This is a genomic window from Leeuwenhoekiella marinoflava DSM 3653 (assembly GCF_900129005.1).
GTDB lineage: Bacteria > Bacteroidota > Bacteroidia > Flavobacteriales > Flavobacteriaceae > Leeuwenhoekiella > Leeuwenhoekiella marinoflava.
In genome coordinates this window covers 84,648-99,453 of the sequence record NZ_FQUN01000013.1, presented here as the reverse complement: position 1 = coordinate 99,453, position 14,806 = coordinate 84,648, and the positions used below count along the sequence as shown (strand labels likewise).

The following is a 14,806-nucleotide window of genomic DNA, read 5'->3' as shown; positions in this document are numbered from 1 at the left end:
TCTTCAAAGTTTATCCGATATTGTTTATAGTTACTCTTTAACAACTCTAAAACCGGTGTGCTTACTGGTTACAGGTTCTGTATTATATGGATCTGCAAAGTCATAAGCACTATAATCGTAAGTTCCATTAAGACTGTATTCTGCTACATTTCCACCCAGATCATATAGTGTTGCATCCTCTATACTTACTCCCTCGTGCATGCCTACAGGTTGTAGTAGGCTGATCGTAAGCGTTTTTATTTTTTTGGTTAACAATGCAGCATCTTCAGGGGTGAGATCATATCCCGCCCAATAATTAAGATTATTCTGTTTATCGATGTTTTTAGCTGCTTTTTTCTGAAGGGCTTCAGCTTCTTTAGCGTCTGGTAATCTATAGGTCTCCCCGGTAAGCGTAGAAAGCCACTCGGTATAGGATTTTGCAGCAACTGATGTGGTTTCCACAGGATAATTCTCTTTACCTGCTTCAAAAGTAAACTCCGGTTTGAAGGCTTTAAACTGCGCATTGGTAACTTCAAATCTTCCTAGACTGATGCTGTCTTTTTTTAATGATACGGTTTCAGGGATGAGGGTTGCTTCAGCTAAAACTCCGTACAGACCATTTTCTTTTTCAGCAGCTTCCAGTTTTAAAGCAGCTGCTAACGGACTCTCTTTTTTAAAGGCTTCGTTATTTTCCGGTTTTTTATCAAATAGGTAGGTGTCAATCCAAGCAATTTCTTCTTTCATTTTACGCAACTGATGGGTGATCTTACTCAAACCGTGAGGTTGATCGGGAAACCATAAAAATTTAACCGGTGTTTCACCTACTTGCTGCAAGCCCCGGTAATATTCCCAACCCTGATCACGGGGTACGGCACGGTCTTCACTACCGTGAAAAATGATCGTAGGAGTCTTTATTTTTTCGATCTCAAAAAGAGGAGATTTTATGAGGTAGTTTTCGTTATAAGGTTTGCCACCTGTATCATCCCATGGAGCACCACCAAAATAACTTTGATCAAAACTCACCCCAAACTGACAGGTCCCAAAATCTGAAGTCCAGTTTACATCACCGGCTCCTGGAGCGGCTACTTTAAACATATCAGGATATTTTACCGTTAACATGGTGGTAATAATCGCACCGTTAGACCAACCCATTGTTCCCATTTGTTCACGATCTACTTTGCCTTCTTTAACGAGTTTGTCTATTCCTTTAGTGATATCTTCTAATTCGGGTTCATAATAATTGCCTTTTATCGCTTCGGTGTATGCTAAACCGTGATTGGTAGAGCCGTGGTAATTGGGCATCAAAACAAACATATTTTTTTGTGTCAATATTGAAGGGTAATATGCCCAGCTACCCGACCATTCATCGATATCCTGACTAGAGGGGCCACCGTGAATATTTAGCATTAACGGATATTTTTTTCCAGCCTCATAATTATTGGGATAATATAAAATACCCGTCACTTCATCGCCGTTATACCCCGTCCAAGTCATCACTTCACTTTTCGGCATGTATTTCTTTTCCAATTTTTTGTTAAGGGTTATAAAAGTGGTTTCATTAGCAGTTTTATTCTTTTTGAGATCTGCGATAAAATACTGTGGCAGTTGAGATGCAGTAGAATAGGTGTAGATAAGTTTTGAAGCATCGTCTGCAACCGCATCAACAGATACATGTTCATTTTTTGAGTCAAAATCCATTTCAGATTTAGACCAGCTCGAACCTTTTTTGGTATAATAAGCAAGTTTCATCGTAGCTTTATTGGCGAGAGAAACCAAAACATCGTTAGCTACCACGGTGAAGCCTCCGCCTAAACCCAGATCCCAGTCGAGTTCTATTTTTATTGCTTTCGCAGAGGCGATATCGTAGAAATACAATTCGGTTATGCCGGCACCATTCCATTGCGGATCTGAAGAAAAACTGGTTGTAAAGTAAAAACCACTATCATCACCGGAAAAGCTGACGTTGCCCACCGGAAATTCAAACTCTTGTAGAATTTGTTTTTGTTCGCCTGTTTTTAAATTCATCAAATAACTATACGGGTCTTTTTGTGCATCAGCGCCATAACTCAGGCTGCGGGTCATATTGTAATAAAGCCACTCGCCTTTATGTGAAAGTTCAAAGCTGTTGATGGGTTTTGGGTTATTTGTGATGCGGGTGGTTTGTTTTTCTTTAAGGTCAAATGCATAAATATGATTGGGTTGCCAATGCAATGAATCTTCAATAACTTCTACATCGTCTTCTTTTTCTTCGGCTTCCAGATCGTAAAGGGTTTTACCATCTTTAGAAATAAAAAACAGCGTGTTTTCATCTTTAAGCTTAATAGCGGAAATGCCGTTTTTAAATTCCTGTATTTCTTGAGCTTCACCACCATAAAGACTGAGTTTCCAAAGTTTTTTACCTTTGTCTCTACTACTTAAAAAGTATAGCGATTTACTGTCTTTAGCGAACACTGCATTGTAATCGTTCTCCTCACCTTGGGTGAGTTTTATAGTCAGAAACGTATCATCTTTTTTAACATTAAGGTGAGTTAGATACAGGGTAGAAATAAATTTGTCTTTTTTCTTTACCGGTTCACGCTTGGTCCAGATCACCTTGGTCCCATCTGGGGCGAAAACCGGAGAGCGCATAGCTTCTGTATTGATTATATCTTCAGGTGTCCATAATTTTGGATCCTTCTTGTCTTCTTGGGCAAATAATTTACCGATTGATAATATGCAGATTAAGATTGAGAAGAATAGTTTTTTAAACATATTTGAATAATTGATATAAAAACAAATTTTGATTTCTTGAATTTACTAAATAATCGAGATTATTAGACACCAAGGCTTGCATAAGGGAATTTACTAAAAAGCCCGTTGTTTTTAGTACAAACCGCTTTATTCAAACAAAAAAGTCCGTTGAAAATAAATTCAACGGACTTCTAAATTTTAGAATAGTTTTTTCAGAAAAGATCAAAATAAGGAGTCCTTAACTGATTATTCTTCTTCGCTTGATTGCTTTAAAGCCTCTTGTTCAGCTTCAATAGTTTTCAATTCTGTTTTAATTTGATTGAGTCGCGCAGCAATTTCTTCGTTATTGACCTCCATATCGGTAAGTTGCTGCTCCATTTGTGTTAAGCTGATGCTGTCTGACATAAAATAGGCTTTGAGTTCGCTATGGCTTTCAATTATGCTTTTCAGTTTTTTTAACGTTTCAGACTGCTGTTTCAAAAGCATCTGATGTTTTTGCAAGTCAGCCATCGCGATAGAGTCGGTTTCTTCTACATCCTTAAGTTTTTGACTTAAGGTTCTTGTATCTGTTTTTAGCTGTTCATGAGAAACTATCATCGCATCATGAACGACCTCAAGACTATCGGTATGCATAACAAACTCTAAGTAATTTTCGTGAAAAGCCTTGCGTGTATCATCACAGCTTAAGCTTAGGGCAGCAACCAAAATGCCGGTAATAACTATCTTTTTCATAGAAAAATTTAACATTGAATTGAAGATTAAATTTAAAAAAGAATATGTCGTAGTTGCTGTTAAATAATCGTTAGATTTTGAGGTATACTCATAAAAAAATCCGCTACAGTTAAACAGGAACGGATTCTATAATAAAACTTCAATAATACGGCTTATTCAGACTTAGGCTTTGAGTTGAAACGCTTATTAGGCCTTCCTGCTGTTTGCTTTTTAGGTCTGCTGCTGCTGTTTTGACTTCTGTTTCTGTTTGAATTACGGTTGTTGTTTTTAGGTCTTGAATCCTGACTGGACTGAGATTCTTCATCTGCAGGATCTACTAAAAAGGGGTGCTCTGCAATAACGTGAATTTTTTGTTTGATGAGTTTCTCAATATCTTTTAGATACGGACGCTCATCTTGAGCGCAAAAACTAAGAGCAATTCCACTTGCTTTTGCACGACCGGTACGTCCTATGCGATGCACATAAGTTTCCGGAACGTTAGGCAAATCATATTGAATCACCAATTCTAATTCTGAAACATCAATACCACGAGCAGCGATATCAGTAGCTACTAAAACCTGGGTTTTTCCATCTTTAAATGCACTTAGTGCTTTTTGACGAGCAGCCTGTGATTTGTTACCGTGAATGGCAGCCGCATTGATACCGGATTTATCTAAGATCTTTACAATCTTGTTTGCACCATGTTTGGTTCTTGAAAATACCAGAACAGTTTCGGGATTTTCGGTCTCAATAAGGTGTTCTAATAATTTAGCTTTACTCTTTTTACTCACAAAATAAACCGACTGGTCTACGCGTTCTGCAGTTGGTTTCTCAGGAGCGATACTTACTTTTTCAAAGTCACCTAAAATCAACTTTGATAAATCTACAATGGCTTTTGGCATCGTAGCCGAAAAGAATAACGATTGGCGTTTGTGAGGTACGAGTTTCAGCACTTTTTTAATGTCGTGTATGAAGCCCATATCGAGCATCTGATCTGCTTCATCAAGTACCAAATATTCGATGTCTTTTAAACTGATAAAACCTTGTTTTACCAAATCGAGTAAGCGTCCGGGAGTTGCTGTCAATACATCAACACCTTTGCGCATCGCATTTACCTGAGCAGCTTGTTTTACTCCACCAAAAATCACAGTATTCTTTATACCGGTATATTTGCTGTATTCGGTGACGTTATCGTCTATTTGTATGGCGAGCTCGCGAGTTGGTGTAATGATCAAAGCTTTGAGCTTTCGGCCGCCTTTACCTGAACCAATATTGTCATAAATCTGTTGCAGGATAGGAATGGTAAACGCTGCCGTTTTACCGGTACCCGTCTGTGCCGAACCCAATAAGTCTTTTCCCTTAAGAAGTACCGGGATGGCTTGTTGCTGAATAGGAGTAGGGTGGGTGTATCCTTTATCGGCAAGGGCCTTAAGGATAGGGTCTATAAGACCTAATTCTTTAAATGTCATAAATTCTAATAAGCGGCAAAGATACGGTTATTTTAAGCACCTCTGTGCTATTTAACTTAAAATACTGGTATTTAATATATTGAGTGTTTTTGGATAGGGTTTTCTAAAAAATTAACCAAGATTTCAGTGCATCCCAATTGGAAAAAATGAGATAGCCAATGATGAAAGCAATACCTAGTAAAAGGAGTTTTTTAGAATCTGGGTTTTCGGTATTCTTATTGGATTGCGACATTGTTTTTAGTATTCTTTTGGTAATAATAAAAAATAGCTGCTATAGCGATAGCTTGAGCAATAATGGATATATACGAACCTTCAAAGCCAAAAGCGCCGCCGTTGAGGTTGTTTGTTTCTATGATTTTAAAGTTGATCAAGTTATAGAAGTTTTGGCCGCTTACATTAAAACCATACAAACCTTGAAATAAATTCCAGCTCCAGTGCAAAGCGATTGGAAACCACAGGTTTTTAGTGTAGGTGTATGAAATGCCCAGCAAAATTCCTGCAAGGAAAATATTTAAAAGTCCAAGAGCACTTACATTAGGATTAAACCCGTGAGCAAGTGAAAAAATCACTGCGGAAATAAGCAGCGCCACATATTTATTAAACGAGAGCATCAGATTACGTTGTATATAGCCTCTAAAGATGCTTTCTTCTACTACGGCAATGATGAGAAAGAAGAAAACAGAAAGGAGCAACTCTTTAAAGTCAATATTGAAGTTTAGAAAAACCAGTTCGTTTACAGCATACAAAATACCATAGCCTAAACTCATAATAAGCAGCCCTAAAAGCAAACCCATTGCAAACTCCTGTAGTCGGTTATTGGTTTGAAAACCCAGTTGTATGAAGGGTTTTTTATCTACAAAGCGCATAAAAATCCATAGAATTAGAAGCGTACCTACCAAGTCAAAAATGTGAATAATCAGACTTTGAGTTGTGGTTTTAGTTTGTGTGGAATCTGTAAAATCTACTTCAGCGACGATCATCCCCAGAAGTTGAAAGATTCCAGCGCAAAAAAAATAGGGTAGGATAAACAGTAAAATACGTTGCCAGCCTTTAAGTCTTGAGGTTTGTTCAGTCATTTTCTATTTTTTAAAAGAATATTATTAATTAGAAATAGGAATTAATTTCTTGTAAGTAAGACAGCGCCAAAGCCATTCTAAAGGTCCATATTTGAAGTGCTTTAGCCAGATTTTGCTCAGCACTATCTGTATAGCAAAAACGATACTAGGAATTATAAGTGTTTCTATTGGTCTCAGAGTCTCATATAATTTGAAACCTATTGAAGAGAACAGCACAACACCTATTGCGCTTTGTAGTATATAGTTTGTCAATGCCATACGGCCAACATATTTTAGCGGACTTACTATTTTTTGCCAAGGCGTGTAATACCAGACCCACCCGATGAGCCATAGGTAAAACAGCCCCATAGCCACATCACAAATAACCATCAACTTGATGAACAGTGTGCGTATGATTTCAGTTTTATAGCTGTTTAGATTAGTTAGCACCTCTAAAAAAAGTACCCGGTATACATTGGTGATCAAAGCGAGTAGAAGCATCGGTTTTTTGATCTTTAGCAGGAACTGATCAAGGCTGTATATGATTTTATTTTTACCTAAAAACAATCCCAAAAGAAACATCGATAAAGCGACAGGAGCGAGAAAACCAAATAACATTGGGAGATTGGTTAGATATTCTAACGAACGCAACTGAACGCCTTCTAAATAGGTTCCGGTTGTGATTATACTATTGATTTTTCTGCCGTCATAATCGCTTAAGTAGGTAAAAGGCTCAAAATGAATAGCATTAAAAAGACTTTCCAGAAGGAAATCGTAAAACGGAAAGCAAACTAAAAGTACTGCAAGCGTAACCAGTATTTTATTGGGCAGCCTGATAAAGGCCATTGTTAATAAACCTAATAGTGCATAAAGGTGCAACACATCACCCGACCAAATAAATACGATGTGTAAAATACCAAATAAGAAAAGAAAGAACATTCTACGTGTTAAGAACCCTGTTATGGGTTTGTGCTCTTCCTTTCGTTTTAAAACTTGTATCGCAATCCCCAGTCCAAAGAGTAAGGAAAATATGGGAAAGAACTTGGTATAAAAGAAAAGCTGCAAGATTTTTTGAGTGATGAGGTCTACAGGTGCTGTAAATTGGGCAAGGTATGCATCCTGATTGATAAATGTGGAATGCATAATTACAATATTCACCATAAAAATTCCCAGCACAGCAAAGCCACGATATATATCTAGTATTTCAATGCGTGTGTTAGGTTTTGTAGGAAGCGTGCTCAATATTTTTCAGTTTTTGCAATGCTTTAAAACTACTCGTTTTTATTTGAAGACTCTTTGTTTAAAATTTTCACTACCCTGCTGTACATAACCTCTGAAAGATTCCAGTTATAACCTTCAAAATCTACAGTATTAGTAAATTGAATCACTACTGCGTCCAGCTCTTTATGGTATTTGGCTATGGTCTGATAACCGGGCACCAAGCCGGTATGCTCGTAGTGGTATAACGAATCGTAAATCTTTTGCTCTTCTTCATCCTTAAAAACCGAACTGTCATTCAATGCTCTAATGAAACCTCCCAGATCAGCAGCCGTGGATAGCATACAATCATTATCATCTGTTTTCAAATCCTGGGGATACCCCACATAATACCCGCTCATCACCCGATCTATATCTACATTGTGAATAGAACCATACGTATTGTTGAGTTCAAGAGGTATTAAAATTTCCTTCTTGATGTAGGCAAAAGCAATCTTACCGGTAAGCTTCTGAATGAGTTCGTGCAACAACAAATAATTGGTATTACAATATGCTGTATCGGTATCAGGTTTAAAATCTGCCGGCTGATCCAGAATAAGCGCCAGTCGGTCGCGGTTGTTATTTTTTGGTGTTGCCCAATACAGATGTGTATCGGTATAATTAGGTATTCCGCTGCGGTGTTGTACCATCATCCTAATGGTAATTTCCTCTGCATATTCTATACGGTCTGCCAACTCCGGAAAGTAGTGCGCCAGTGTTTGATCTAAATCCAGCAGACCGTCGTGTGCCAATTTACTTATGGCAACTGCAGTATACAGCTTATCTACACTCGCAATTTTAAATAAAGCGTCTGCTCGTGCCGGTTGTTTGGTTTCACGATTATGCGTGCCCGCAGTATACCAGGCAGGAGCATTTCCGGTTTGATCTACATATACGATAATACCGTCAAAGCCGTATTCTTGAGCTTTATTAACCTGCTCTTGTATAGTGTCTGGCAAAGGTTTGATCCAGGCGGTTACAAGAGGCCAGGGGACAAAATATAAGGAGATGAGGGTTCCGGCTAAAAGCAGGATCCTAATAATTGTTGTCGTACGTTTAGAAGCCATTGGGTTATGCTGGTTTATAACCTATTGGTTTATAAAGAGATGGATTTGTTGCAAATTATAAGAAGTTGCTTTAGGATATTTAAGAAGCTTGTATGGTATAATCTATACATCTCAAAAATAATTGTGTGAGAGTAAATAGTTAGGTATAAGTGGGTATTCTATGGTTTGGAGGAGTAGAATTTTACAATATCAATAGATAACTAGATAATTGTTCATTAGAGTTGTGTTAACATTAGTTTATTTTATGCGGAAGAATTTCGATTACCCTCCCAGTTTGATTCGTGTTTTATTCGGTAAACGACGCAGTTTTTAAAAACTGTACAGAATTAACCCAAAACCCCTTCCGAAGCATACCCGAAGCAATACCGAAGGAAACTCGAACGAGACTCGAACGAAACCTCCTTCGGGTTAAGATGCATAATTGACCGTTTTTGGGGAATAGTGACGTTCTTTAATAAGTTGTTTTTTGAAGAAAATGATTATTTTACTACTACTTAAAGATTTCTTGTCGAGTAGATTTTAGTTTTTAATAAGAGTTTTCTGAATACAATATACTTGCTTTCAAATTCTGATTTTTTTCTAATCAAAAACTACAGAGACCTTTCTAAATGCAGTGGAAGTAGAGAGTCTCAAAGTCTACGTCTTAGCATAAATTCAAGTTTGACGTTAAATACATATTAAAGTACTTAAATAGGATTTGATTGAAATCCTGTTGGCTATTTTTGAATAAAAAGAACGTTATGACACAGACTATTTTATTCAATAAGAGACCAGAAGGAAAACCTACATTAGACAATTTTAAATTTGTAGAAGAATCCGTTGAGGAGCCCAAAGAAGGAGAATTACTGGTAGAAGCACGTTACGTATCAGTAGATCCTTATTTGAGAGGTCGTATGAATGATACCAAATCTTATGTGCCACCTTTTCAGGTAGGTGAGCCTATGACTTCTGGAGTGGTTGCAGAAGTGATCACTTCAAAAAATGAAAACTTTAAAGCCGGAGATTTTGTTGCTAAAGTAATGCCTTGGAAGCAACAGCAAGTCATTACTACAGCTGATTTACAAAAAGTAGCTGCAAATCAGGCTCCACTTTCTGCTTATTTGGGTGTTTTAGGAATGACCGGATTGACGGCTTATACCGGACTAATGGAAATTGGGAAGCCTCAAAAAGGAGAGACGCTATTGATTTCAGGAGCTGCCGGAGCTGTGGGAAGTATCGTAGGTCAGCTTGGTAAAATACTAGGTTTACGTGTGGTAGGAATTGCGGGAAGTGATGAGAAAATCGATTTGTTGCGGCATAAATTTGGTTTCGATGCTGGCATCAATTATAAGGAAACATCAGCTATTAAAAAGGCCATTGGTGATGCTTGTCCTGATGGTGTTGATATTTATTTTGATAACGTAGGAGGTGATATTTCAGATGCTGTATTTTATCATATTAATAAATTTGCACGCATCATTAATTGTGGAGCTATCGCAGTATATAATAAAACTTCTATACCTCAGAGCCTGAGTGTACAACCCTTTTTAATTAAAAATAGTGCGTTGATGCAAGGTTTTATAGTCTCTAATTATGCATCTAAATTTGAAGAGGCTATAACGCAATTGGCACAGTGGTTACAAGAAGATAAGTTGGATTATTCTGAAACTATTGTAGAAGGTTTTGAAAATATACCACAAGCCTTTTTAGATCTTTTTGAAGGTAAAAATAAAGGAAAAATGGTGGTTAAGGTTTAATCTCCACTAGTAAATAATACAGAGTTTAAAATGCTCCGAGTCTCAACAACTATTGAGACTCGGAGCATTTTTTATATGTATTATTGAATAAAGAATTTTTGTTTAGGCAATATTCAGATAGTCCAACTCAACTCAATTCCAGATACCATTAGCCTGAGTCAGGATTACAGGAGCAGCATCGGTAATTAAAATGGTATGTTCGTGCTGGGAAACATAACCGCCTCTGTTTCCTACAAGTGTCCATCCGTCATTCAATTCTACAGCTGTATTAGATCTGGTAGAAATGAAGGTTTCGATAGCTACAGTAGTATTCTTCTTAAAGCGTTCGCGATTGCTGCGTACCCGATAGTTTAATATGTTATCAGGTGCTTCGTGCAGACTTCTTCCTACACCGTGACCGGCAAGGTTTTCAATGACCTTAAAACCTTTCTTCTTAGCTTCAGTTTCTATAAGATGGCCAACGTCTGCAATTTTAACACCACCTTTAATACGATTGATTGCTTTTTGTAGAATGTATTTAGATGCATTTACCAGCGGCTGATGGTTGTTTAGATCTTTCCCCAATACAAACGAGCCTCCGTTATCTGACCAGAAGCCATTGAGTTCTGCGGAAACATCTATGTTAATCAAGTCTCCTTCTTTTAAGATGTTCTTTTTAGAAGGAATACCGTGAGCAGCTTCTTTATTAATACTGATGCACGTATAGCCCGGAAAACCATACGTCTCAAAAGGAGCTGACTTTGCGCCGTACTCTTTCAAAAGCGTACCACCATAATCGTCCAGTTCTTTAGTAGACATTCCAATTTTTGCATAATCACGCATTAGTTTAAGTGTTGTGGCAACCACTTCACTTATTTTTTGCATTCCTACTAATTCAGATTCTTTGGTAATAGACATTATCTTGATATTTAGGTTCAAATATATGTTGAAAACTTGTATTTACTCGATAATCGAGATTTAAACCTGCTTACTTCCGAGTCTTGTCTCAAAACTAAAAATGTTACTCCTATAAATGCCTCGTGGACTTGCCCCGAGGTAATTTACAATGTAAAGGTAAAGCATAAAAAATCCTCGATAAACAGTGTTTAACGAGGATCTATATTTTAACTGCTCTTAAGTCTATTAGTTTGCAATCCATTTAAAGGTGTAGTCGCGTTTAGGAACTACAATACGTTGCGAGATACGTTCCAAACGATCAGGCAGGTTCATTAAGTAGTCACGTGCACGCTCACCTTTATCGTTAAGACCTTTGATGTCATTAATTTTCCAATCGGTTACCAATGATTTTAAGATAGTTATATAATCTTGTGTCGTATAAACCATAGAACGTTGTGCAGCATCAGAAAAATGCTCCCACAGTTCACCTATCTGCTGACCGCTCTCGCGTAAAAACATTGCCGGCATTACAATTTTGTTACGCATCATAGCTTCAAAAGCCATCATCATCTCACTAGGATCCAGTTCAAAAATGCGACGCACAAACTCCATATAAGCTGAGGCGTGGCGTGCTTCGTCTTTTGCTATGGTATTACAAATTTTAGCTAGTTGTTTGTTTCCCGCTTTACGAGAAAACGAGGCTACACGTCTGTGCGATACATTGGTAGCCAACTCCTGAAAACTGGTGTATACAAAGTTTTTATATGGATCCATACCGGTACCAATATCAAAACCATCGCTGATGAGGTATTGTGAGCTGACTTCCATCTCACGCATATTTACACGCCCGGATAGGTATAAGTATTTATTTAAAAGATCACCGTGGCGATTTTCTTCAGCTGTCCAGGCACGCACCCACTTAGACCATCCGTTTCCGTTTACTTGATCTACACCTTGCACACTCATCAACCATGATTCATAAGTAGGAAGGGCCTCTTCAGTAATGGTATCACCTACCAATACGGTGAATAAGTCGTAATCCATCTCGCGGCAAAGCTCTTGAATTTCTTTGACGTCGTCAATGAATTCAGGGTTTGTAGCGTCTGGAAGCATATCTGTAGGCTGCCAGTTTTCTTCAACAGATTTGAGGTATTTGCCTATCAGTTCATCCATAGACTTTCCTATGGTTTGCATGACTTCGAGACGTATATTATTTAATTCCATGGGTTTTATGCTAATCGTTAAATGACATATGTAGGGTTTGTGCTTAAAAAACGCTTAAGCATCGTGCGTAAAGGTAGCAGTTTTAGACGGTATGTACTTTAAATGCTATAAAATCTTACTATGCGTGCATAGTACTAAGTGTTCAAGTTCTTTTTTTAATTGTATAGCCTATAACTTTCAATCTCAGATAGTAGCTTTGCATTATGATCTTTGACCACTGCCTCTGAGACTGCTTGCTTAACTATTGTTTAATTTCTTCTTGTTTATTAATTTCACTTATATCTCGATTTTTTACATATTTTTCTAACCATTGATCTTGTTCCCACAACATATGTAGAATAGACTCTTTGGCTGCATAACCGTGACTCTCCTTAGGTAACATCACTAATCGTGCCGTAGCGCCTAATCCTTTTAACGCATTAAAATAACGTTCACTTTGTAAAGGATACGTGCCACTGTTGTTATCGGCAACACCGTGAACGAGAAGTAATGGAGTTTTCATCGTATCTGCATGCATAAACGGACTCATGTTATAATAAATTTCTGGAGCTTCCCAGTAGTTACGCTCTTCAGACTGAAAACCAAATGGCGTCAACGTACGATTATAAGCTCCGCTACGGGCAATTCCGGCAGCAAAGAGATTAGAATGAGATAATAAGTTTGCGGTCATAAATGCGCCATAGGAATGCCCACCTACTGCTACCTTATTTCGGTCTATATATCCCAGTTCATCAACAGCATCAATCGCAGCTTTTCCATTAGCTACTAATTGTTTGATGAAGGTATCGTTAGGCTCAGTATCTCCTTCTCCCACGATTGGAAAGGCTGCGTCATCAAGTACCACATAACCACGCGTTACCCAGTAGACTAACGATCCGTAATAGGGATAGGTAAACTCGTTAGGGTTTGTTGTAGTTTGAGCAGCGCTGCTTTTGTCTTTGTATTCGCGTGGATATGCCCATAGTAACATCGGCTTTTTCTCTTTTTTCTCCATATTATAACCTACCGGAAGGTATAAGGTTCCGGAAAGTTCTAGTCCGTCATCACGCTTATATGTAATAAGTTCTTTATGTACATCCTGAATACTCTTAAACGGATTCTCAAAATCTGTGATTTGCGTAAGGTTACTCGTGTTTAGATCACGCATGTAATAATTAGGATATTCCGTTGGCGCTTCAATACGTACCAGTATCTTTCCGGCCTCGATATCTAGAGCTTCCTGCAAGTTCTCTAATTTGTCAGTATATTCAGATTCGTAAATTCTTTCGGTTTCCTGCGAAGCTAAATTCAATTTATCTATAAAAGGAAACTGTCCTTTATCACTAAAACCGTCTCCCATCAAATACGCGTTTCCGTTAACCAAACTTAAAACACTACGACCATATTCGTTTTCTTTAGTTACAAAATTCCCAGGATCACTGTATGTGTCCTGATAGTTTCGATCACTGATCACGGTACCGGAATTACTTCCGTCAGACGGATTAAATACGTAAGTTTTTGTATTTCGTGTATTCCACCAGCGGTCGTAGACCACTGCAGTAGAGTCATTACCCCATATAATTCCGCTGTAGCGGTTGATGGTTTTTACCACAGTTTTTGCAGGGCTGGTAAATGGCGCGTCTTGCATATAAACCTGATCCCGGAATGGAACATCTACTTCAGGATCTCCTTTATCTAGAGCTTCTGCCCAGACCAAGGTTGCCGGTTTGTCTGCACGCCAGTTTAACGAGCGTTTTCCCGTTTGTGTAGCCATAAACCCTTGTGGTAATTCTTCAATAAGTGGAACCTCATTGACGAGTTTTACTTCAGTTCCGTCTTTTTTATAAACGGTCACGGTTTCGGGAAAGCGATAGTAGGGCACGATATACGAAAAAGGTTTGTGAATGGTAGTTGCCATAATATATTCACCATCTGGAGAGAACGAAATGTCTGTAAACATATCTGCTGTGTGCCAAATCGTAGCAGTTCCGTCTAAATCTTTTTTTACCAAAACCGAAGTTGCTAATTGTTCAAAATTGAAAACATCATTAGGATTTTGAAGTAAATCCTGATAAGTTCGGTTTTGTGCTTTAGAACCGTCACTGGTTGATATAGTAGGTCCGGTAGGTACAGCTTCAGCGGTGTTGATCAACTCTTTTCGGGTAGCCGGAATCATATTCAGCAACAGACTTTTTCCGTCTTTAAACCAGCTGATGGGATTACCCATATTCGCATTCAATGTAGCTTCGGTTAATTTACTTACGGAAGCCTTCTCCAGATCCAGAATCCATACTTCAACGCCAGAATCTGTGGTGTTGGTCAATGCCATTTTACTTTCGTCAGGAGACCAACTGAAATTACTCAGTTTAGGATTTTCGGGTAACCCGGAAATATCACGGGTCTCAGTCTCGATAACATCTTTAATTTTCACATTGTTATAAAATGTAGTTCTGCTGCCTATATTGGTTTTTGGGTTGATGCGTAACCCGCCCAGACGGAGTTCTTCTTCAGACAATTCGTCTATGGTTTTGTAGCTATCGCGGTAGAGCAATAACATCGTGTCGCCATCAGTATTCATAACGACCACCGGAGCCCGAGGCACATCTACGAGATCCATAATTTCTTTAGGTGGCTTTTGATAATCAAGATTTACCTGAGCAAATACTGAAGATGTCAACAGTAGCAAGAGACTGAACAGCTTAATTTTTTTCATAGCTTGTGTG

At 38.2% G+C, this 14,806-nt stretch carries 10 protein-coding genes; 1 reads left to right on the top strand and 9 read right to left on the bottom strand.

Translation table 11 applies throughout. The annotated features are described in order from the left end of the window. Nucleotides 1-30: 30 nt before the first annotated feature. The 6 genes from BUB91_RS12955 to BUB91_RS12930 all read right to left on the bottom strand — a co-directional run bounded on the left by BUB91_RS12955 (nucleotide 31) and on the right by BUB91_RS12930 (nucleotide 8,268). Nucleotides 31-2,730, bottom strand: coding sequence for a prolyl oligopeptidase family serine peptidase (locus BUB91_RS12955; RefSeq protein ID WP_073099716.1), 2,700 nt, complete (start codon nucleotides 2,728-2,730; stop codon nucleotides 31-33). Between the two features lie 225 nt (nucleotides 2,731-2,955). Beyond that, nucleotides 2,956-3,441, bottom strand: coding sequence for a hypothetical protein (locus BUB91_RS12950; RefSeq protein ID WP_128759358.1), 486 nt, complete (start codon nucleotides 3,439-3,441; stop codon nucleotides 2,956-2,958). Nucleotides 3,442-3,593: 152 nt separating this feature from the next. Next, nucleotides 3,594-4,889, bottom strand: a complete 1,296-nt coding sequence (locus BUB91_RS12945; RefSeq protein ID WP_073099714.1) for a DEAD/DEAH box helicase — start codon at nucleotides 4,887-4,889, stop codon at nucleotides 3,594-3,596. Nucleotides 4,890-5,104: 215 nt separating this feature from the next. Continuing rightward, nucleotides 5,105-5,965, bottom strand: coding sequence for a CPBP family intramembrane glutamic endopeptidase (locus BUB91_RS12940; protein ID WP_073099713.1), 861 nt, complete (start codon nucleotides 5,963-5,965; stop codon nucleotides 5,105-5,107). 24 nt (nucleotides 5,966-5,989) lie between these two features. Beyond that, nucleotides 5,990-7,186 carry a DUF418 domain-containing protein gene (locus BUB91_RS12935; protein ID WP_073099712.1) on the bottom strand — a complete coding sequence of 399 codons (1,197 nt, stop codon included), beginning with the start codon at nucleotides 7,184-7,186 and terminating at the stop codon, nucleotides 5,990-5,992. 29 nt (nucleotides 7,187-7,215) lie between these two features. Beyond that, a complete protein-coding gene (locus tag BUB91_RS12930) occupies nucleotides 7,216-8,268 on the bottom strand; it encodes a serine hydrolase domain-containing protein (RefSeq protein WP_073099711.1) in 1,053 nt (350 codons plus the stop codon). Nucleotides 8,269-9,008: 740 nt separating this feature from the next. Here BUB91_RS12930 and BUB91_RS12925 point away from each other — a divergent pair. Beyond that, on the top strand, nucleotides 9,009-10,004 hold the full coding sequence (locus tag BUB91_RS12925; protein WP_073099710.1) for an NADP-dependent oxidoreductase: 996 nt from the start codon (nucleotides 9,009-9,011) through the stop codon (nucleotides 10,002-10,004). 132 nt (nucleotides 10,005-10,136) lie between these two features. Here BUB91_RS12925 and map read toward each other — a convergent pair whose 3' ends face one another. The 3 genes from map to BUB91_RS12910 form a co-directional block, all read right to left on the bottom strand. Beyond that, nucleotides 10,137-10,901, bottom strand: coding sequence for a type I methionyl aminopeptidase (gene map, locus BUB91_RS12920; RefSeq protein WP_073099709.1), 765 nt, complete (start codon nucleotides 10,899-10,901; stop codon nucleotides 10,137-10,139). A 225-nt stretch (nucleotides 10,902-11,126) separates the two neighbouring features. Further along, nucleotides 11,127-12,104 (bottom strand): acyl-ACP desaturase, encoded by a 978-nt coding sequence (locus BUB91_RS12915; RefSeq protein WP_073099708.1) that lies wholly within the window; start codon nucleotides 12,102-12,104, stop codon nucleotides 11,127-11,129. Between the two features lie 241 nt (nucleotides 12,105-12,345). Beyond that, nucleotides 12,346-14,796, bottom strand: a complete 2,451-nt coding sequence (locus BUB91_RS12910; protein ID WP_073099707.1) for a S9 family peptidase — start codon at nucleotides 14,794-14,796, stop codon at nucleotides 12,346-12,348. Nucleotides 14,797-14,806: the final 10 nt, after the last annotated feature.